This is a genomic window from Bovifimicola ammoniilytica, from assembly GCF_025567085.1.
GTDB classification, from domain to species: Bacteria; Bacillota; Clostridia; order Lachnospirales; family Lachnospiraceae; genus Bovifimicola; species Bovifimicola ammoniilytica.
The window spans coordinates 210,082-228,838 of sequence record NZ_JAOQJN010000003.1; the positions used below are offsets into that span (position 1 = coordinate 210,082).

At 33.2% G+C, this 18,757-nt stretch carries 20 protein-coding genes; 4 read left to right on the forward strand and 16 right to left on the reverse strand.

Annotated elements, in window-relative coordinates; all coding sequences use genetic code 11:
- Window positions 1-628: 628 nt before the first annotated feature.
- Entirely contained in the window at window positions 629-1,015 is a 387-nt protein-coding gene (locus OCV48_RS04825) for a hypothetical protein (protein WP_147591282.1), read from the forward strand.
- Here OCV48_RS04825 and deoC read toward each other — a convergent pair.
- The 9 genes from deoC to OCV48_RS04870 all read right to left on the reverse strand — a co-directional run bounded on the left by deoC (window position 1,004) and on the right by OCV48_RS04870 (window position 9,212).
- Window positions 1,004-1,648: a deoxyribose-phosphate aldolase gene (gene deoC, locus OCV48_RS04830; RefSeq protein ID WP_262559077.1), complete on the reverse strand. Its 645-nt coding sequence runs from the start codon at window positions 1,646-1,648 to the stop codon at window positions 1,004-1,006. The genes OCV48_RS04825 and deoC overlap by 12 nt on opposite strands.
- Before the next feature lie 9 nt (window positions 1,649-1,657).
- Window positions 1,658-2,932, reverse strand: coding sequence for an adenylosuccinate synthase (locus OCV48_RS04835; protein WP_147591283.1), 1,275 nt, complete (start codon window positions 2,930-2,932; stop codon window positions 1,658-1,660).
- Between the two features lie 171 nt (window positions 2,933-3,103).
- Window positions 3,104-3,508 (reverse strand): putative toxin-antitoxin system toxin component, PIN family, encoded by a 405-nt coding sequence (locus tag OCV48_RS04840; RefSeq protein ID WP_021983825.1) that lies wholly within the window; start codon window positions 3,506-3,508, stop codon window positions 3,104-3,106.
- A 5-nt stretch (window positions 3,509-3,513) separates the two neighbouring features.
- Window positions 3,514-3,762: an AbrB/MazE/SpoVT family DNA-binding domain-containing protein gene (locus OCV48_RS04845; RefSeq protein WP_021983824.1), complete on the reverse strand. Its 249-nt coding sequence runs from the start codon at window positions 3,760-3,762 to the stop codon at window positions 3,514-3,516.
- A gap of 94 nt (window positions 3,763-3,856) precedes the next feature.
- Window positions 3,857-6,025 carry a carbohydrate-binding domain-containing protein gene (locus tag OCV48_RS04850; protein ID WP_147591284.1) on the reverse strand — a complete coding sequence of 723 codons (2,169 nt, stop codon included), beginning with the start codon at window positions 6,023-6,025 and terminating at the stop codon, window positions 3,857-3,859.
- A gap of 114 nt (window positions 6,026-6,139) precedes the next feature.
- Window positions 6,140-6,916 carry a hypothetical protein gene (locus OCV48_RS04855; RefSeq protein WP_147591285.1) on the reverse strand — a complete coding sequence of 259 codons (777 nt, stop codon included), beginning with the start codon at window positions 6,914-6,916 and terminating at the stop codon, window positions 6,140-6,142.
- Between the two features lie 354 nt (window positions 6,917-7,270).
- Complete coding sequence (gene lepB, locus OCV48_RS04860) at window positions 7,271-7,978, reverse strand: signal peptidase I (RefSeq protein ID WP_262559081.1); 708 nt, start codon at window positions 7,976-7,978, stop codon at window positions 7,271-7,273.
- Window positions 7,979-8,044: 66 nt separating this feature from the next.
- A complete protein-coding gene (locus OCV48_RS04865; protein ID WP_147591286.1) occupies window positions 8,045-8,881 on the reverse strand; it encodes an Mrp/NBP35 family ATP-binding protein in 837 nt (278 codons plus the stop codon).
- Between the two features lie 49 nt (window positions 8,882-8,930).
- Window positions 8,931-9,212: a hypothetical protein gene (locus OCV48_RS04870; protein ID WP_021982172.1), complete on the reverse strand. Its 282-nt coding sequence runs from the start codon at window positions 9,210-9,212 to the stop codon at window positions 8,931-8,933.
- 248 nt (window positions 9,213-9,460) lie between these two features.
- Between OCV48_RS04870 and OCV48_RS04875 the strand changes: the two genes are divergently transcribed.
- The gene (locus OCV48_RS04875; protein WP_147591287.1) at window positions 9,461-10,345 is read left to right on the forward strand and encodes a DegV family protein; all 885 of its coding nucleotides are present in this window, start codon (window positions 9,461-9,463) and stop codon (window positions 10,343-10,345) included.
- A 188-nt stretch (window positions 10,346-10,533) separates the two neighbouring features.
- Here the strand turns inward: OCV48_RS04875 and OCV48_RS04880 are convergent, their stop codons facing one another.
- The 6 genes from OCV48_RS04880 to OCV48_RS04905 form a co-directional block, all read right to left on the reverse strand.
- Window positions 10,534-11,289 (reverse strand): adaptor protein MecA, encoded by a 756-nt coding sequence (locus tag OCV48_RS04880; protein ID WP_147591288.1) that lies wholly within the window; start codon window positions 11,287-11,289, stop codon window positions 10,534-10,536.
- Between the two features lie 153 nt (window positions 11,290-11,442).
- Window positions 11,443-12,345, reverse strand: a complete 903-nt coding sequence (locus OCV48_RS04885) for a SufB/SufD family protein (protein WP_262559185.1) — start codon at window positions 12,343-12,345, stop codon at window positions 11,443-11,445.
- A 208-nt stretch (window positions 12,346-12,553) separates the two neighbouring features.
- Window positions 12,554-13,270: an ABC transporter ATP-binding protein gene (locus tag OCV48_RS04890; protein WP_147591289.1), complete on the reverse strand. Its 717-nt coding sequence runs from the start codon at window positions 13,268-13,270 to the stop codon at window positions 12,554-12,556.
- Window positions 13,271-13,363: 93 nt separating this feature from the next.
- On the reverse strand, window positions 13,364-13,552 hold the full coding sequence (locus tag OCV48_RS04895; RefSeq protein WP_021982167.1) for a small, acid-soluble spore protein, alpha/beta type: 189 nt from the start codon (window positions 13,550-13,552) through the stop codon (window positions 13,364-13,366).
- 154 nt (window positions 13,553-13,706) lie between these two features.
- On the reverse strand, window positions 13,707-15,188 hold the full coding sequence (locus OCV48_RS04900; protein ID WP_147591291.1) for a flotillin family protein: 1,482 nt from the start codon (window positions 15,186-15,188) through the stop codon (window positions 13,707-13,709).
- Between the two features lie 192 nt (window positions 15,189-15,380).
- Window positions 15,381-16,235, reverse strand: coding sequence for an NfeD family protein (locus OCV48_RS04905; protein ID WP_147591292.1), 855 nt, complete (start codon window positions 16,233-16,235; stop codon window positions 15,381-15,383).
- Window positions 16,236-16,484: 249 nt separating this feature from the next.
- On the opposite strand from OCV48_RS04905, the gene OCV48_RS04910 reads away from it, so the two are divergent.
- Together OCV48_RS04910 and OCV48_RS04915 are read left to right on the forward strand one after the other, a co-directional pair.
- The gene (locus OCV48_RS04910; RefSeq protein ID WP_147591293.1) at window positions 16,485-17,030 is read left to right on the forward strand and encodes a helix-turn-helix domain-containing protein; all 546 of its coding nucleotides are present in this window, start codon (window positions 16,485-16,487) and stop codon (window positions 17,028-17,030) included.
- 32 nt (window positions 17,031-17,062) lie between these two features.
- Window positions 17,063-17,641 (forward strand): TIGR01440 family protein, encoded by a 579-nt coding sequence (locus OCV48_RS04915; RefSeq protein ID WP_262559086.1) that lies wholly within the window; start codon window positions 17,063-17,065, stop codon window positions 17,639-17,641.
- A gap of 80 nt (window positions 17,642-17,721) precedes the next feature.
- Here OCV48_RS04915 and OCV48_RS04920 read toward each other — a convergent pair whose 3' ends face one another.
- Window positions 17,722-18,756, reverse strand: a complete 1,035-nt coding sequence (locus tag OCV48_RS04920; RefSeq protein WP_147591295.1) for a S66 family peptidase — start codon at window positions 18,754-18,756, stop codon at window positions 17,722-17,724.
- Window position 18,757 lies beyond the last annotated feature (1 nt).

Below are 18,757 nucleotides of genomic sequence, written 5' to 3' on the forward strand. Positions count from 1 at the left end.
ATAATGTAACATTATATCGCATATGCATATATTTTTCAAGTATAGGATAGTTTCTTCACAAAATTTTGACATAATTTCTGATATATAAATATCGGAATATTAATCAACGACATATTCTTTTTAGAATATTTTCAGAGTATCTGTTAATACTATAAATGTATTACTAAAGTATAATATAAAATACTTATCCTCCCCTTTTTTAACAGACAGTCTATACGGCTGTCTGTTTTTTATTCTATAGTAACTGTTGTGTTACATTATAATATGAAAGATGTATTTCCTATAAATTAAAAACCCTATCAGGCAGAATACACATCTCGCTGAGAGGTGTTTATAGCTTCGCTATCTGCTCGCACTCAAAGCAAAAGCTATGCTATTGCCAGACGTCAAGTGCAAAGGTACGTGAAACACACTTTCGTTATTGAAAATATAGGTGTTTTATCTTATAATACCTTATATGATTTAAATCAAGAATAGGAGATAGTGCTAAAATGTGCTGATGCACTTATTTTTCACATAGCTATTTGTTTCTGAGCGAAAGCAAATAGCTTTTATGGCAGATGAGAAATCGCCTGGGCGAATTTCTTATCGCCTCTTCTAGACAAGTTGCTCAGAAATGAGGATTAGTATGGACAAAGTTCTAAAAAAAATAAAACAAATTGCTGCAATTATTGCAATTATAATAATCTTATCGTTATATATTGTTACTCTGGTTTTAGCAATTATGAATAACTCATATACTCACAAATTCTTTTATGCATCGCTATATGCAACATTTTTTGTACCACTAATATTATATGTTTTCATATGGCTTGCAAATGTATTTAGAAGTTATAATCCAAACTTAAACAAAAATGTTTCTGATACCAACAAGCATAATAATATTGATTCTTCAAAAACATCTTCAAATAACAGTAAAAATACTACTAATAAAAACAGTAATTTTACAAACTTTGACAATTCAAAGATTTTAAAGAACATTAATTCGAAATCAGATTCAAAATCAGATAAGTAATTTGCTGGTTCCTAGTCTATCAGCTCCTGCATCTATCATAGCCTCAACGGTCTCTATATCACGTATGCCGCCTGAGGCTTTTACTTTTAATCTGTCTTTAACAACACCCTTCATTAATCTGACATCACTGACTGTTGCACCACCTGTACTAAAACCTGTGGAGGTCTTAACAAAATCCGCATTCGCATTTTCTGCGAGTTCACATGCCTTAACTTTCTCTTCATCGGTTAAGAGACAGGTTTCTATGATTACTTTGAGTGTTTTATCAACGCATTCATTTCTGACAGCTTTAATGTCATTAAGAACGTATTCGTAATCTTTATCCTTTAAAGCTCCCACATTTATTACCATATCGATTTCATCTGCACCATCTTCTATAGCTTTCTTAGTTTCAAATGCTTTAACCTCGCTGCTTACAGCACCAAGTGGAAATCCCACAACTGTACATACTTTTACATCTGTTCCTTTAAGTCTTTCTGCCACCATTTTAGTACGATACTGATTAACACAAACAGAGGCTAATCCTTTTTGGACCGCCTCTGTAATCACTCTGTCAACTTGTGTTATATCAGCATCGGGTTTCAATATGGTGTGGTCAAAATATTTTGCTATATTTTCCATATCTGCCTCCATGCCTAAATATTATCTGTAAATAATCTCGTGTCTTCCAGGACCATTTGATACCATCTTAACAGGTACTTCAAGTTCTTTTTCGATAAATTCAACATATTTTCTACAATTTTCAGGTAAATCTTCGTATTTCTTAATTCCACGAATCTCTGATTTCCAACCTGGTAATGTCTCATATACTGGTTTTGCCTTAGCAAGTTCAACTGTTGTAGGGAAATCTTTTGTTACCTTTCCATCAATTTCATAGCCTACGCATACTTTAATCTCATCTAAGTAACCTAATACGTCAATTACTGTAAGTGCTACCTGAGTCGCACCCTGAATCTTACAACCATATCTTGAAGCAACGCAGTCAAGCCAGCCCATACGTCTAGGTCTTCCTGTTGTAGCACCGAACTCGCCGCCATCTCCACCACGACGTCTTAATTCATCTGCTTCATCGCCAAATATTTCACTGACAAATTCACCTGCTCCAACGGCACTTGAATATGCTTTAACTACTGTTACAATATCTTTAATCTCATATGGTGGTATACCTGCTCCAATTGCACCATATGCTGCTAATGTAGATGATGATGTAACCATTGGGTAAATACCGAAATCAGGATCTTTTAATGAACCTAACTGTCCTTCTAATAAGATATTCTTGCCCTCTTTAATTGCATTATGAAGAAATGTTACTGTATCACATACAAATGGTTCAACCATATCTCTGTATTCTCTTAATGTAGCAAGTAATTCCTTTGGATCAATTGTTGGTTTGTGATACATATGCTCTAAAATAACATTTTTCTGTTCACATACTCTATTTACTTTTTCCTCAAGAACTTCATCATCAAATAATTCTGATACCTGAAAACCAATTTTGGCATATTTATCTGAATAGAATGGTGCAATACCTGATTTTGTTGAACCAAAGGATTTCTTTCCTAATCTTTCTTCTTCATATTCATCAAATAAAATATGATAAGGCATAAGTATCTGTGCTCTATTTGAAACTAAAATCTTAGGTCTTGGCACCCCTTTACTTACAAGTTCATTCACTTCTTTTACAAGATAAGGAATATTAAGTGCTACTCCGTTACCGATAATAGATGTTGTATGATTATAAAAAACACCTGATGGTAAAAGATGTAATGCAAATTTACCATAATCATTTATTATTGTATGGCCTGCGTTGCTTCCACCCTGAAATCTAACAATGATGTCGGAATTCTCAGCAAGCATATCTGTAATCTTACCTTTTCCTTCATCGCCCCAACAAGCTCCAACTATTGCTCTTACCATAGTTTCGTCCTCCTTGATATACGCACATGTTTTTAGTCAATTCAAATGTCTTGAATTATAAAAGTGCTATATTAACATTTTTCGTATATGTTTTGACACATATAACACATACTATGTTAATATAGCACATTTTTTGTCATAAGTAAATTCAATATTATCTATAAGTTTGTTTTATGCCTGTATATATTTATCACTAAATTCTTTAGGTGTCATAATTAATGGTTTGTCAATAATAATATCTTCAAAATCTCTATCTCCTGTAATTAAAATATCAATATCTTCTATTATAGCTGTATATAGTACGGGATAATCCTTTACATCACGAATAGAAAATAAATTTTCTTTCATATCATCGGGTGTATATACATATTCATAACTCATCATTAGTAATAATTTTTCTATAACCGGCTCTTTTTTAGGAAACTTTCTTCTTACTACACTCTTTAATTCTTCCACAACATATGAAGAAAGCACTAATTGATGTCTCAAAAAAATATAATTCATCATATTGTTTATTTTATCTCCCGGAAATAAAATTGCCGATATTAATACATTTGTATCCAACATAATCCTCATTTATCTTATCCCTCTTCTCTTAATTCCTTTATCATTCTCACTACATCATCATCATTCTTTAGTCCTAGTCGCTCTGCTTCTCCTTTAAATGCACTTTGTGCCTCATTTAATGCATCCATTGAAGAATTAAGAATATAAATTTTTCCCGCTTCTTCTACAAAAAGTACTTTATCTCCATTTTTTATTCCCAGTTTCTTCCTTATCTCTATTGGTATTGTTATCTGACCTTTTGATGTTACTTTTGCTAATTCCATATATACACCTCCTTTCACTTTGCGGTATATTCCTTACTTTCCTTACATTTATATTATATAATACTTTCACTTTGCTATCAATAACTTTATTATATTATGCCTGATTCGAATTACTATTAGTTACTTTGTTATTACTATTATTCTGTGTATTTCCCGTATTTCCCACATTTCCTGTATTGTTGGTATTGTCATTAGTTTCTGAATTCTTTCCCGGTCTGCCACCCTGCATACCACCTGGTTTTCCACCACCCATTCCTGATGATACATTTCCAACAGTTGTTGTTATATCAGAAACAGTGAATGTTCCCTCCTGTGTATCTCCTGCATATATGTTGTATGTTTCGCCCGATTTAAGTTTATCTGTTGAAAATACAAATGATTGGAAATTCTTAGCAGGTGTGTAAGTAAGCACTTCATTACCTGATGAATCCTTCACCGTAACTTTTGTTTCTCCATTATATGTCTTAGAAAATGCTGCATTTACAGAATACTGTGTTGAACCTGACGTTGGTGCTGTAGCCATTCCAATACTTCCTGTTGCAACTAATATACCTCCATTAATCTCACAGGTATCAGCATAATCTAAAGCTCCATCTCCGCCTGAAGTAGGACCGTCTACATAGATTTCGCCTCCATTTATAGTAATTGTACCATTAGAATCTATACCATCACCGCCTGCATTTACATGAACTATTCCACCATTTATAACAAGTTCGCTTCCATCACTTTCATTAAAGCCTCCCTGACCGCCACCTGGCATCATTCGACTATTGTTACCTAAGGTATTTTCACTGTTCTCATTTGCTGGCATTTCTGATCTGTTTCCTGCATTGGTATCCACTTCACCATTCTCATTCGCTGGCATTTCCGGTCTGTTTCCTGCATTGGTATCCACTTCACCATTCTCATTCGCTGGCATTTCCGGTCTGTTTCCTGCATTGGTACCCACTTCACCATTCTCATTCGCTGGCATTTCCGGTCTGTTTCCTACTTCCGGTGCATTTCCACTATCTAATGTAGTACTTGAACCACTTGATGCATTAATTCCGTCATCACTAGTTGTTATGTCAATATTTCCGTCATTTATGGTAATATATTTTGCTTCTAATCCCTCATCTGACTCACTTACCTTAATATCTCCATTATTAATAGTAAGTTCCGTATCTGCATGTACTCCGTCATCTTTGGAAGCTATATTCACTGTACCTGCATTTACTGTTATGCTATTATTTGAATGTATACCATCATCTTCACTGTCTATGGTATATTCGCCGTTTTCTATAGTAATATCTACGCCCGCTTTCATACCTTTTCTGCTATAGTCAGTAGAAGTGTCCGAATTACTTTGGCTATTCTCATTAGTTTCACCTGTTTCAATATTATACTTACCATCTTTTACATACAAACAGGTAACTGCCTGAATGCCATCCTTCTTAGCTTTTATAGTTATTTCGGGATTATAAAGATAAATATACCCTTTATTTTCTTCAACTTTAGTGGCTTTTATTCCATCTTCCTGCGATTCAATATTTATAACAGCTTCTTTCACAATAACTCCGTCTTTACCAATTATTGAATCACCGTTGGAAATGATATCAATATTTCCACTTATAATTTTAAGTAAATTTTTACTCTGTATTCCATGGTTATAATTAGCATTTATTGTAAGGCTTCCCAAGCCATTTATAACCAAATCATCTTTACTGAATATTGTTCCGTTTGGCTCATTATTGTTCTCATCATCTAATATGTAATTTTCACCATCAGATAAAGTATTTTCTGTTCCATCTACAAGAGTAACAATCGTTTTTTCAGCATTTTTAATATACAATGGTGTTGTAGTGCTATTGCTTATTTCCACACCATTAAATATAAGTCTTACATTTTCTTTATCATCACTATCAACAATGATGTTTCCAGCTGTTAGTGTTCCGGATAATAAATATGTACCAGCTTTCTGAATTGTAATCGTACTTCCATCAATATTAACATCCGATGATTTACAGCTTATATTATCTCCATTAAGAGTAATTGCAACCACTTCTGCCTCGTCATAATCATAGTCTAATTCATCAGCTGTGTAATCAGGGTCTATCTCAAATTTCGAAATATTACTTGTGTCTGTCTCATCTTCATCTAATGTTGATGTCTGGTTTGATACCTCCGAATTATTCTTTGATGAACTTTTGCTCTGACAACCACTTAATACAACGCTCAAGCTTAAAACACTTATACATATTATAGAAATTAATTTTTTTCTCATAACTATCTTCCTTTCATTTTGATTATGGATTAATAATAATCAATCCGTCTAATGAAATTTTGACAGTAATGTTAAAAGTATGTGAAAATTCTTAATATGTACAATTCAAATATATTATTTATTTTGCTCTTTTTTAGCCTTCAGGATTACCTCATCTGTTATTTTCATAATTGCATAAATAATTTCTACTGAAAAATATATTACCAGAACTGGCTTGTATGTCTTTCCATAATCTGATTTCAGGAAATATTCATCCTCATCTTTAACAGAAACATATATTTCTCTATTCTTATCATCTACACTTTCAACATACTCTCCTGCATTTATCCTGCTTAATCTGCTAAGGTCACTGCTTACCGTAAATACTGCAATCCAAGCCATAACACAAGTCCATTTTATAGTAAATCTGATAAATCTCTTTAAGTTTGAAACATTATTTTTTAAAAATTTACTTTCTTTATTATTCTTTACATTAAAACATTCTTTTGCTTCTCTATATGAACCTTTATCTCCTAATATTTTCAAATATTCACAAAAATTTTCATCTTTCTCAAATACTCGTTTTATATAAATATTTTTACGCTCTGTGCCTTTCTTACTTTGCACTTTCGCTGTTAATCTTACAGATTTCTTATTAATGACAACGTTGCTTATCTCTGAAAGTTTCTCCATTTTACCCATCGCAATAAAATCTTCGTATGTGACATCTTCAGCAACAGCCATTAAAACCACCTTAATGTTATTTACAATATAGAATAATCTCATTAATCTTCCACCTGTACTTCCTGTCGGATTAATAAGATACATTTTATCCTTTATCTTATACCAGAAGGTTGAGGCCCTGAGTCTGTATAATTCGCCCTTTTCGTCAATTATATATACCCGCATCATATTAAATATCCATAGCATCATGTTCACAGCCATAATGATTATTGACACGATTGCTGCCGAAAGCAGAAGAATTCTATATAAATCATATGAAATTTTTTGTATAAAACACGAAAAAAGAGACAAAAACAATGGTATAAACGGAAAAATACCTAAAAAGGTTATAAGGTATCTTCCAGCTCCCATAATGTTGTTTTTGCTCTGCTCAATAGCTGAATAAGTTAAAATTGTACTTGTTTCTTTTTTATTTTCCATTAATTAATTCTAACTAAACCTTTCGTTTTAATCTCCATTACACAGTTTTTTTTTATAAAAATAATATTTTCTTGTTCTATTTTTTCTTGTGCTATTTTTACTCTATTTCTTCAAAAGTGATTTTATTGATGGATAATATCTGAATATTGCTTTTGCAATAATTTCTTTCTTCTTAACTGTTCCCCAGACTCTTGAATCGCTTGATTCATCTCTGTTATCTCCCATCATAAAATATTCACCCTTTGGCACTTCGTATTCGGTTCTGCCTTCACTCTTCTCCCAACCATTTCTTACATAATCTTCTTCAAGTTTCTCACCATTTATGTAAACTGTATTATCTTCGATAACTATTTTATCACCTGGTAAACCGATAATTCTCTTGATATAAATAGTATTTTCCTTATCAGGTGCATTAAACATTACGATATCTCCACGTTTAGGATCACTAAACATATATGATAATCTGAAGCCAAGAACTTTATCATTAATATTTATCGTACTAATCATTGAACCTGATGGCACTTTTGCATTTACTATAACAAAATTACTTAAAATGTATGCTACAATAAATGCACCTGCAAAAATCATTATCCAACTGCAAAGTTCTCTAAACCATGATGTTTCTTCTTCATCATCTTTATTCTTTTTCTTAGATTTCTTCTGTTTATCGTCAATTTCTCTGGATTTTACGACTGTTTTAGTATTCTCTGCTGCTTCATTATTAATATTTTTTTCTGCATTTTCACTATCCGATGCGTTATCCCCATTAGTTTTCATTTCATCTAATATTTCATCATGATTATAATTCATTCTGCTACCCGCGTATTCTACGCTTACCCTTTCCTTGTATTAAGTAAATACTTGTCTGTAACCTTTCTACTTGCTTGCATTTATAATTTTATCAACTGCCATATCTACAAATGTATTGTCAGCCTCATCAAATCTACCCTCGTCTGCCAGTTTAGCAATTGCCGGAACAATTGGAAGCTTTCCTAATAATTCAACACCTATCTCTGATGCTATCTCATCTATTTTACTTTCTCCGAATACTGCTATCTTCTTACCACAATCAGGACATTCTATATAACTGTAATTCTCTACTATTCCCATAACCGGAATATCCATTTTCACAACCATATTATAAGCTTTCTTAACAATAAGTCTTACAAGGTCTTGTGGAGAAGTTACTATAATTGCACCATCTACCGGAATTGACTGAAATACTGTCAATGGTACATCTCCTGTTCCCGGTGGCATATCTATTAACAAATAATCTAATTCTCCCCAGTACACGTCACTCCAGAATTGTTTTACAACACTTGATATGACAGGTCCTCTCCAGATAACTGGCTCTTCCTCATCCTCTAATAGAAGATTAACTGACATCACCTTAATTCCAGAGCTTGTCTCTACAGGATATAAACCATTTCCATCTCCATTAGCTGTTTCATTTAACCCAAACATTTTAGGAATAGATGGTCCCGTAATATCTGCATCAAGAATTCCAACTTTATAGCCTTTCTTCTTAAGTTTAGCAGCTAATGAAGAAGTTACTAATGACTTACCTACGCCACCCTTTCCACTCATAACTGCTATAACTTTATTAATCTGGCTTCTACTGTTCATTGGTTCGTATTTCATTCTATTATTTGATGAACAGCCTGCACAACTTTCACTTGTACATTCTGAATTATTACATTGTCTGTCTGACATAGCTTACTTCCTCACTTTATAAACAAATCTTTCTACATAATACCATATTTTAATACAAATCACAATCTTCTTCAATAATATGAATCTCCAGAAAATCAAAATCTATGCTTTCAACAAAATTATCTGAATTAAATCTTGTCTTTGCTACTTTTTTAAATTCTGAAATATTCGACTCTAACCAGATTGGTTTACTCAAATCAAATTCCAAGCAAACTTCATCTAGTGCTGCAAATATCTTCTTTGTCCTTGTCATATTTATATCAGGATTTTCAACTACCATATCCTTAAGCATACGATTATCTTTATATATTTTAGCCCATAATCTAAACATTGTAATCCTCATTTCTAATCAGTTCTTTTGCGTCATTATAACATAAAACAATATTTATATACAAATTATTTAATTTTTATATTATTTCATCTTGTAGTTTCAAAAACCACATGATATAATATCCACATCTGTTAGGGTTAGTTGATAATTTTTCAGCCATACTTAATTTACATATGAGATTTGTGTCTGTGCGCACTCGACACATTTCATTATAATATACAGAAGTGTGCGCGGAAATGAGGAATATAATGAATTTTCAGATAATCAGCGACGGAGCATGTGATTTACTCCATGAATATACAACAGAACACAATATAACAATCGTTCCATTCTATGTAACCTTTGATGGCGAACATTATACCAAAGAAGGTGAAGGAATTGACCACGATGCTTTCTATCTCAAGATGATTAATGAACATGCCGTCCCTAAGTCATCGCTTCCTTCAGTACAGGATTATTTAGATAAATTCCAGCCATTTGTTGATGAAGGTATGCCAATAATCTGTATAACCATCACAACTAAATTCAGTGGTTCATATAACAGTGCGTGTACAGCTAAAAATTTAATTCTTGAATCTAATCCCGATGCTAAAATTGCAGTTATCGATTCGACACTCAATACAGCAAGTGAAGGGTTATTCGTAAATGAAGCCGTAAAATTAAGAGATAAAGGCATTTCTTTTGAGGATGCAGTTAACGAATTAGAAAATATAAAATCAACAGGAAGAATCTATTTTACGGTCGGTTCTTTAGAATATTTAGTCAAAAACGGACGTATCGGTAAACTTGCAGTTTTAGCCGGAGATAAACTCGGCATACGCCCTATAATTATTATGAAAGATGGCGATATCTCTCTTGGAGGAATATCCAGAAGCCGCAAGAAATCACTTCAAAGTGTATTAAATTCGATTTCATCATATTTCAAAGATCCTGCAATCAATATAGCAGATTATAACTTCTCCGTTGCATGTGGTTATGGAATTGAGGAAGCTAAAGAGTTTCAGGCTGAATTCGAAGAATTATTAGGTGTAAAATGTGACCCTGCAGTCAAGATACGAATTGGTACTACTATTGGTTGTCATACTGGCCCATATGCTCTTGGTGTTGGCCTTATTAAAAAATCATCTTTATAAATAATTCCTCTATAAAAATAGTTACCTTCTAAATAAAATATTTAACTTCCAATAAATAAAATAATTAAAGCTGATGTATTACAATTCATAAAATTGTTATACATCAGCTCTTTATTTTATATATTTTTATATATCAGATATTTTCGCATATTCTACTGCTTATATACCAGTTTGATTATAAATTACTTTTACATATATGCTGTAAGAAATCTATATGCACTCATATCAAATATCACTTCGCCCTGTTCTCTGACATAAGCTATTATCTTCTTGTTGTTGGTTAAATTTGATGAATACTCGATTGCAAGTCTGGTTATCGTCTTAAAATCATTAATGGATAATCTATACTTATCAATTACTAAGCAATACAAATCTTTATTCTTAAGATAATACAACTCGCTTCTGATGGATTTATTAATATTTACTGCTTTACAATAATCTACCAATCCCTGAATCGTTGGCATCGCAACCATAAGCTTAGGATAATCCAGCATATTTTGGTAGTCTCTTCCTACAGTAAAATTCTCTTCAACTAAGTCCTCTTTCTCATCATTAGCTTCTATCTCATCATTAGCTTCTATCTCATCTTCAAAATCTTCTATCATATCATCACCTTGCAGTTCACTATCTACCTCATTCTCGCTGATTATGTCTGCAACTGTTTCCTTGATGTTATTAATCATATCATCGTATCCACCATCTTCTTTCTCCGTGAAAGTAATGGCTATTGAGTTCTGGCTTATCGGCATTATCTGCATTGAAAGAAGTCCCTCTTTAGGTTCATATCCTACTTCCTGCTCTGCCCTTTCCACAACTTCATGTAAAAAATCATGTATTTTACTTTTATTCTTAAAGAAATCTTCTAAAACAATTCCAAATTCCTGCATATCTTCCTTAGATACTATGCATCTTACCGTATCTTCATCAATTCTTCGAAATTTCATAATACCACCTACTTTCTGTGAAATTTCTGATTCATACTCGTCTTTCCTCAATTTTCTACCTTTTGTTTAGAATATAATATCATATATTACTCAATTATGACAGATATTTTTTATCAAAAAAATATAAAATTTTTATTTCATTTTTCGACATAATTATTTCAAAAAGCCATTTACAATTTCTGCTTCTGCCTCTTCTTCAGTAAGACCAAGTGTCATAAGTTTTATAATCTGCTCGCCTGCAATCTTACCAATGGCAGCTTCATGAATCAGTTGTGCCTCTAAATTATTTGCAGTAATTTCAGGTATAGCACTTATCTTAGCATTATCCATTATTATCGCATCACACTCTGAATGTCCGGCACACATATTATTTCCATTAATTTTAGAAACAAATAACTGTTTTGAATCTTCTTTTGCAACAGCTCTTGAGATTACATTTGTACTTGAATTCTTACCATTAAGATTTACTTCAAACTCTGATTTCGCATACTGTTTACCATGAGTCATAAGTTTCTCTTTAATGATAAGTGTTGCATTGTCACCTAATTCAGCTTTAGTTATTCTGTCTGTAGAATCAATTCCCTTTATCTGGACAGTTTCCATCTCCATATATCCACCATTAGCTATATGAACTATAGTTGTTGGATTCATTACATTTTCACCTGAACCGTCACCTGCTCCATAATGTTTCTCAACATATTTAAGTTTAGAATTCTCACCAACATAGAATGTATGAATTCCATCATGCTGTGACTTTTTCTCTCCACCATTATGTATTCCACAACCTGCAATTATCGTTACGTCGCAATTTTCTCCAATATAGAAATCATTGTATACTAAATCAGTAAGTCCTGTCTGGCTTAAAACAACCGGAATATGCACACTTTCATTCTTCGTATTAGGTTTAATTATAATGTCTATTCCTGGTTTATCTGTTTTAGTAACTATATCAATGTTAGCTGTTGTATTCCTTCCTGCAAGCTGTCCGTTTGCTCTTATATTATATGCTCCCTCCGGTACTCCATGAAGATCAGCAATTTCTTCAAGTAATCCCATTTGTATTCTATCTATTTTATTCTTGTTATCCACAATATTCTCCATTTCTGAGCATCTTATCGCGAAGAGGCGATGAGAAATTCGCGCAGGCGATTTCTCATCTGCCATAAATGCTATTTGTTTTCGCTCTTAAACAAATAGCTGTGTAAAAAATAAGTGTATCAGCATTATTTTTCACACTATTCTCCATTTCTGATTGATATATATTTTATTTATAAAATTTACAACTACCTGTTCCGTCTAATAATTCAGGTAAAATATCTTCTTTCTTACCCTGTGCCTGTATCTCACCATTTGCAAGGACTAATATCTCATCAGCAATATTAAGTATTCTTTCCTGATGTGAAATAATTATTATGGAAGCATCTTTCTCGTTGTGCATTTTCTCAAATACATCTATCAGATTTTTAAAACTCCATAAGTCAATTCCTGCTTCCGGCTCATCAAACACACTTAATTTAGTACCTCTGGCAATAATTGTAGCTATCTCAATTCTCTTTAACTCTCCGCCAGAAAGACTTCCATCAACATCTCTGTTAATATAATCTCTGGCACACAGTCCGACTTCTGACAAATAATCACATGCGCTTGACACTGATAATGTATTACCTGATGCTAATTTAATCAAATCCTTAACTTTAATTCCTTTGAATTTAACAGGCTGCTGAAATGCAAAACTTATTCCTGCTTTTGCTCTGTCAGTAATACTCATATCTGTTATATCCTGACCATCGAAAATTATCTGTCCTTCTGTCGGCTTGTAAATACCTGCAATTATTTTTGCCAATGTAGATTTACCACCACCATTAGGTCCTGTAATTGCAACAAATTTCTTATCATCTATCTTAACACTAACATTTTTAAGTATACCTTTTTCTCCATCTCCCTGTGGCACGTCAAATGATATATTCTTTAGTTCTAACATATATAAATTCCTTTCCTGATTATACACTTAACAATTACATGCCATATTGTAACACAATTTAATCAAATTGCACAGTATACACATCATATGATTTTAGTTATATTTTCTCATATTCTTCTCAGACTTTTTCTTTCTTGCCACTATCATTCCACCAATTTTACCTGATTCCTTAGCAGACAATCCTTTCCAGCCCAGTTCTTTAACCTTGTCTAATAATCCTAACTCCTCAGCTATCTCATATTTTAATTTATCATTTTCAGACAGATTATCATAATTACCCATACTATACCTCATTTCTGCAACATTTTATTCTAATTATATTATGTTTAATTACAATACACTTATTCATTAAAATAAAAAACGCAATCTAAATCATTTACACATATTACAATGCAAAATCAATTAGATTACGTTTTATGTTAGAACACGCTATTCTTTAAAATATTATATTCTTATTATCAGCTGCATCATCATTGCTAACTACATTTGTTTCATCTGTAACTTTAACTTCTTTTTTTACATTTGCATCTGTATTAGCTGAATTCTTCTCTGATGAATTAATATCTTTACCCATAAATGTCGGTAATTCCATCCCTGCCTGTTTAAATAATTCATTCATTGGTGGAATTGATTTCATCATTCCTGAAAGAAAATTGGCAGTTGTTGGTGTTCCATCACCATTGCCATTCATAGAATCCCATACTGTAACCTTATCAATTTTAATATTCTTAATAGCATCAACCTGTATCTGCATAAGTTCCTGAAGTTTGTCTGCAACAATAAACTTAACTGCTGCATCTGCATCTCCACCTGCCGCATCAACTAACTGTTTCATACCTGCTGCCTGCTTAGATAACATTTCCTGAACACCTTTTGCCTGTGCTTCCATCTTAGCATAGATGGCATCAGCTTCACCTCGAGCCTTTCTTCTTGCAACTTCTGCTTCAGCTTCTGCTGCAATCTCTGCCTGCTCTTTAGCAATCTGTGCTTTAATAATGATATCTGCCTGCTGTGTTGCTCTCTCAAGTTCTGCACGAGTCTGCTCTGCTTCTTTCTGAGCTACATATGCCTCTTCTTTAGCCTTTGCTGCCTGAACCTGTTCTGCTGCTGTTGCTATCTTTAATGCTTCAGCTTCCTTTTCTCTTCTTGCTGCCTCTGATAAAGCTACCTCTATCTTAGCTTCGTTTTCACCCTTAATAGCTGCTGCATCTGCCGCTGCTACCTGAATACGCTGTTCTCTTCTTGCATTAGCCTGACCGATTTCACCATCTTTATCCTTTTCAGCAACGCTCTTCTTAGCATCATTTATAGCCTTAGCTGCTGCTTCCTTACCTAATGCCTCTATGTAACCTGATTCATCATTAATATCTGTTACGTTAACGTTTATAAGTCTTAAACCTATTTTCTTTAATTCAATTTCCACATTGTTTGAAACTGATATTAAGAATTTATCTCTGTCAGAGTTAATCTCCTCTATCTCCATTGTAGCAATAACTAAACGTAACTGACCAAGAATTATATCCTTAGCTAATTCCTGTATCTCGTTCATCTTAAGGCCTAAAAGTCTCTCTGCTGCATTCTGCATAATTCCCGGTTCAGTTGAAATTCCAACTGTAAATCTTGATGGAACATCTACTCTGATGTTCTGTTTAGATAATGCATTTCTCAAATCAACATTAATGGAAATTGGTGTTAAATCCATATACTGATATGACTGGATAATTGGTACTATAAATGCAGCACCACCATGAATACATTTTGCTGATCTGGCCTGACCATTCTTGTCTGCACCTACTTTACCATAGATAACTAATACCTTATCTGATGGACACTTACGATACCTTGAAAGAATTGCCACTATTAACATAATAATAACAACTGTTGCAACTCCTACGGCAATAATAAATTCGTAACCCATACTTTTTCCTCCTGAAATCTGTATTTGTCTGCACATAACTTTCTTGATTTTTATTTTCAGATTATTAATAGTTTCATTAAACGATGTAGTTGGCAAAAGCCACCGAATTACATTCATTTACTAAACAATCCTTTATCGTATGTGCTATTTAAAATATATGTAAAAAGTTAAGTAGACATTTTATAATAAATGTCAGACTTCCTTTTCTACCAGAACCACATCATTAATTATATCAATGATTCTAACTGTCTCGCCTGTTGATATAATGGTATCACACTCTGTTATGGCATTAAGTTCTACCATTCGCTCTGATACCATAACATTTACTTTGCCCTGACCGCTCTTAGCTGGTGGTATAGGAAGATAAACCGTTGCATTAACTCCTAAGGTGTCTCTTATATCAAAAGTACCATCCTGCGCTAATCTATATGAATATTTTATAATTACTGCCACAACAAACATTAAGATAAAACCAAGTACAAAACCTATCAGAATCGCAGGTCCCGGTTGCATATCGTTCGCTATCCCTGCTATCGATGCCCAGGAAAACATACAGAAGAAGCCAATAATTCCCTGCATGGTAAATAATCTGAATGATTCAAGATTATCGCCTGCATCATGATGTGTACTTGCATCATCTGCTGAGATATGACTATAATCAAGTTCTCCATGATTCAAATCAGTTCCATGAACTCCTGATATGTCATGTCCACAACCTGCTCCATGTATTCCCGATATGTCATGGTCTAATCCTATTCCATGCATTCCTGACATATCATGATCTAATCCTATTCCATGCATTCCTGATACATCGTGGTCTAATCCTATTCCATGCATTCCTGATACATCGTGGTCTAATCCTATTCCATGCATTCCCGATACGTCATGGTCAAAATCAATTCCCGAAGTATCACTCGTATCCATTCCATGTCCATGACTTCCGAATATGATAAATAACGCCTGCATTACAAATATAATCGTAGATGGAACAGCAATACAATATAAAACTTTTTCAATTGTCATAAGTGATTCCCACCAAACTGCCATAACATTTCCTCCTGAACCATATATTGCTTAATAGGTGTTCATAAAACTGGATTAATATATCATAAATAAATATATATTTAATTTATATGCACAATTATGTCACGTAAATAAGATTTACATTGATTATAACATAGCAACTAAATTTGTCAATTATTTTTACGCAAAATGTGTTGAAAAATATCTAAATATCTGTTATTATCTGATTATGTAAATAATATTTACCTTTATCGTGTAGAAGGAGATATATATATGGATTCTATTGAACTTGGTAAACGTATTCGTGAAGCAAGGCTCTCTAAAAAAATGACTCAGAGCGAGGTTGTCGGTACATTTATTACAAGAAATATGCTAAGCCAGATTGAAAGCGGAACTGCCACGCCATCATTTAAAACGCTTGAATATTTGTCGAGTGTTCTAGACATACCAGTTAACCAGCTTATACCCGAACCTGAACAGAATACAGTTACACACTTAACCGATGATGAACAATATTTAAACGGAAAGCAATATTTACTTAAACATAATTATTCTCTTGCAATAACTACATTTGAAAATCTTCTAATAGAGGGTAATCCTTTATATGATGAGATATCTGCCCTGCTTGCCAAGGCGTATTACGAAGAAGCTAAGGCATTATCAGGCTCTAAGGGTAGTAATCCACAGGTACTCATCTCTTATTTAAAGAAAGCGGTACAGCTTTCATCAAAAGGACTATTTTCTAACCGCGAGCTTAAGACTTCTTCTCTTATCCTCCTTGACAGTCTGTTAGAAGAACAATATAATGAAAAATTATAAGAATTTATTTTATATAAGGAATGGAGATTATTATGGCTAGTGGAATTTCAACAGATACTAATTTTGATGTAACTAATATAATAGAAGATACTAAAAAAGTCGTTTTAGAATTATTAGAAGTAGCTAACTTAGAAGGAGGCGACATCCTTGTAGTCGGCTGTTCTTCAAGCGAGGTGGCAAGTCACCAGATAGGTTCATTTTCAAGTAAAGATATCGGTGCTGCCATATTTAATACTATATATGAGATAACGAATGAAAAGGGATTATATCTTGCAACCCAATGTTGCGAGCATCTTAACAGAGCACTTATTGTAGAAAAAGAATGTGCGAAAGCATATAATCTTCCTATAGTAAATGTAGTACCACAATTAAAAGCAGGCGGTTCATTTTCCACTGCTGCATATGCCGGTTTCAAAAATGCAGTTGCAGTAGAAAATATCCAGGCTCATGCCGGAATTGATATCGGTGATACATTAATAGGTATGCATCTCAGACCTGTAGCAGTTCCCGTAAGAACTGAGCAAAAGACAATCGGTAATGCTCATATCGTATGTGCAAGAACAAGATATAAATATATTGGCGGCGAACGTGCTACTTACAATAAACAATAATTAAGCTATATAAATAACGTGTTGATAACAGGAATTAGTTATCAACACGTTTTGTTCTATAAATCAGTATTATATTTAAGTTATTTTTTTAATCTATACTCAATTGTTCCAACATTTCCCTTATCACACTTTACATTGGCAATTGCCCCATTTATCATTGTCATTCTCGGTCCACGATGTCCGAAATCACAGTCAAATATCACCGGAACATCAAGCTTTCCAAGTGCATACATAACAGCCTCTTCATAATCCGTTCCCGTAAAATCTTTATAAAATAATGGTCGTCCAAACATAAAGCCTTTTGTATATTTAAACCAGCCTATTTCCTTTAATTTCCATAAGAACATCATAATATTTTCACCACTTATGTCAAACGACTCTAGATACCATATTATTCCATCTTCTTTGTATTTCTCTATAAATTCCTGTGTTCCATCATACTGTGTTCCCTGAAGAAATAATAATACATCAAGACAACCTCCAATAAATCTACCACTCATTTCTATGCTGTCACTCTTCTTTGCAGTCCTCTTATCTATCTTCCATTCTACTTTCGTGTCACACTCATATCCCTCTAAACCTGTTATCCTGTCCGTCAGTTCGTGCTGATATTTATCATAAGAAGTCTGGATAATATTTTTGCCCTCCAGAATAGCCAAATTATCATTAACACTTTTATGCCAGTCATTCATTCCAAATTCCCCAAAATTACTGCCATAAATCGTTGCAACATCATATTTCGTTGTCAATGTATGGACAAGTCCCGTATTATCTGAATATCCCTGAAACCACTTTGGATTACTTACAAATTTTTCGTAATCCACATATTCAAGCATTTCATTTAAGAAGTTTCCACCCTTTGCAGCAATTATTCCACTTACTCTGTCATTAGATAAAAGTCCATTAAATTCTTCGCCTCTTACACTGCCTAAACTGCTTCTTCCCTGTGAATCGGCCTTAAATACATTATCCGTAAATATAACGTCATAGCCCTTTTCCTGCAATTTCATCTTAGCATTTTCAAATCTCTTTATATCAAGTTCATCATCAACTCCATCTGAAGTCGCTGTTACACCTATAATGTCACCTTTTTTTATAAATTTTGGATAAATCATA

Bases quoted from the DNA above. Each gene is read 5' to 3' on its own strand.
- OCV48_RS04845 (WP_021983824.1), bottom strand. From the start codon at position 3,762: ATGGAATTAGCAAAAGTAACATCAAAAGGTCAGATAACAATACCAATA.
- OCV48_RS04915 (WP_262559086.1), top strand. From the start codon at position 17,063: ATGGCTAGTGGAATTTCAACAGATACTAATTTTGATGTAACTAATATA.
- OCV48_RS04880 (WP_147591288.1), bottom strand. From the start codon at position 11,289: ATGAAATTTCGAAGAATTGATGAAGATACGGTAAGATGCATAGTATCT.
- OCV48_RS04885 (WP_262559185.1), bottom strand. From the start codon at position 12,345: ATGGGATTACTTGAAGAAATTGCTGATCTTCATGGAGTACCGGAGGGA.
- OCV48_RS04905 (WP_147591292.1), bottom strand. From the start codon at position 16,235: ATGGCAGTTTGGTGGGAATCACTTATGACAATTGAAAAAGTTTTATAT.
- OCV48_RS04875 (WP_147591287.1), top strand. From the start codon at position 9,461: ATGAATTTTCAGATAATCAGCGACGGAGCATGTGATTTACTCCATGAA.
- OCV48_RS04835 (WP_147591283.1), bottom strand. From the start codon at position 2,932: ATGGTAAGAGCAATAGTTGGAGCTTGTTGGGGCGATGAAGGAAAAGGT.
- OCV48_RS04920 (WP_147591295.1), bottom strand. From the start codon at position 18,756: ATGATTTATCCAAAATTTATAAAAAAAGGTGACATTATAGGTGTAACA.
- OCV48_RS04865 (WP_147591286.1), bottom strand. From the start codon at position 8,881: ATGTCAGACAGACAATGTAATAATTCAGAATGTACAAGTGAAAGTTGT.
- OCV48_RS04850 (WP_147591284.1), bottom strand. From the start codon at position 6,025: ATGAGAAAAAAATTAATTTCTATAATATGTATAAGTGTTTTAAGCTTG.
- OCV48_RS04890 (WP_147591289.1), bottom strand. From the start codon at position 13,270: ATGTTAGAACTAAAGAATATATCATTTGACGTGCCACAGGGAGATGGA.
- OCV48_RS04870 (WP_021982172.1), bottom strand. From the start codon at position 9,212: ATGTTTAGATTATGGGCTAAAATATATAAAGATAATCGTATGCTTAAG.
- OCV48_RS04840 (WP_021983825.1), bottom strand. From the start codon at position 3,508: ATGAGGATTATGTTGGATACAAATGTATTAATATCGGCAATTTTATTT.
- OCV48_RS04910 (WP_147591293.1), top strand. From the start codon at position 16,485: ATGGATTCTATTGAACTTGGTAAACGTATTCGTGAAGCAAGGCTCTCT.
- OCV48_RS04900 (WP_147591291.1), bottom strand. From the start codon at position 15,188: ATGGGTTACGAATTTATTATTGCCGTAGGAGTTGCAACAGTTGTTATT.
- deoC (WP_262559077.1), bottom strand. From the start codon at position 1,648: ATGGAGGCAGATATGGAAAATATAGCAAAATATTTTGACCACACCATA.
- OCV48_RS04895 (WP_021982167.1), bottom strand. From the start codon at position 13,552: ATGGGTAATTATGATAATCTGTCTGAAAATGATAAATTAAAATATGAG.
- OCV48_RS04825 (WP_147591282.1), top strand. From the start codon at position 629: ATGGACAAAGTTCTAAAAAAAATAAAACAAATTGCTGCAATTATTGCA.
- lepB (WP_262559081.1), bottom strand. From the start codon at position 7,978: ATGAATTATAATCATGATGAAATATTAGATGAAATGAAAACTAATGGG.
- OCV48_RS04855 (WP_147591285.1), bottom strand. From the start codon at position 6,916: ATGATGCGGGTATATATAATTGACGAAAAGGGCGAATTATACAGACTC.